We start from the raw sequence: 1,319 nt of genomic DNA on the forward strand, positions 1-1,319 counted from the left end.
AGTTGCCTCACGTCAAGATGCGCGCGTTGGGGGAATTGTTGCCTCACGTGAGCGTGCGCGTTTGGTGACTGGAGCGGGGCTACCGTTTGCGGCTTTGCTCGTGGCCAGGGTGAACAGCTGGGTGGTCAATGCCTGGATTTGGCGGCCGGTGGCGGCGGGATTGATCAGCGAGTGGGTTCGTTTGAGTGCCACGATGCGCTGCACGGTCATGCGTGGATGGTCGACCGCGCGGTGAAACGGGGTGGTGGCTTTGTCGTGTTTCCTGGTGACTTTGGCTCCTGTGCGGACTTTGGATATCAGTTTCTGCTGGGGGTGGAAGTAGTTGGTCAGCTTTGACTGCAGTTGCCAGATCTCGTTGAGTAGCAACAGTTCTGATGCGGTGTCGTAGCGGTAGTAGCCGACCGTGGTGCGGACGACCGTCCAGTTCTTCTGCTCGACGTGACAACCGTCGTTCTTGTTGCCCGGCCGTGATCGGGTGAAGGTGATGTTTCGGTTTTGGCACCATGTCAGCAGGTCGTCGTTGATGAATTCCGATCCGTTGTCGCAGTCCACGCCCAGGATGGGGAACGGCATCGCGGCGGCGATGTGATTGAGGGCGGCCAGTACGTGTTTGGCCGCCCTGTCGGGCATTGAGCGGCTCTCGGTCCAGCCGGTGGCGATATCGGTGACCGTCAGTGTGAAGGCATGGCCCCCGCCACGGTTGCCGCCGTCGTGGAAGACCGTGTCGATCTCGACGAAACCAGGCACAGCGTCGTCCCACTGGGCCCAGGTGCGCACCGGGATCTGGCTTTTGAGCAGCGACCCCGGCTTGGTGCCCACCCGTCCTCTGATCGCGCATTTGGCTCGCTCATCGGCTAGGCGGCGATCGATGGTGGCCGCCGACATCGACACCAACAACTCCGCGATGGCGTCATCGATGATCAGCTCCCCGAAGTGGCGCAGTACGGCCACCAATTCTGGGAGCATGGGTGCGAGCCGTTTGCCGGCCGGCATTCCCAGCACGGTCCAGCAGACCGTCAACGCCGTGATGACATCATCGCCGTACTTCAACGGCCGTGCACTGCGCGCAGTCACGACCCTGGGCTGCAGTGCGGCTTTGAGCGCCTTGCGGGCATGGTTTCGGTGCCAGCCGGTGTTGGCGCACAACTCATCGAGAATCCGACTCTTCCCGCGCTTGCTCGCCCGCTGGTAACGGGTAGCGCCCGCCTCGGTGATTGCCCTGCGCTGCGCCAACGTCAACCCCATCCACCGGGCGTACGCGCGCATTTCCCATGAGGCAACGAATCACCCTTTCGCGCGCATTTCAGACGAGTCAACGC

The 1,319-nt window shown here is 62.4% G+C and carries 1 protein-coding gene; it reads right to left on the reverse strand.

Annotated elements, in window-relative coordinates; translation table 11 throughout:
• Positions 1 to 12: 12 nt before the first annotated feature.
• Positions 13 to 1,266 (reverse strand): DDE-type integrase/transposase/recombinase, encoded by a 1,254-nt coding sequence (locus tag A5625_RS03575; protein ID WP_066989110.1) that lies wholly within the window; start codon positions 1,264 to 1,266, stop codon positions 13 to 15.
• Positions 1,267 to 1,319: the final 53 nt, after the last annotated feature.

Source organism: Mycobacterium sp. 1465703.0 (genome assembly GCF_001672975.1).
In the GTDB taxonomy this organism is placed as follows: domain Bacteria; phylum Actinomycetota; class Actinomycetes; order Mycobacteriales; family Mycobacteriaceae; genus Mycobacterium.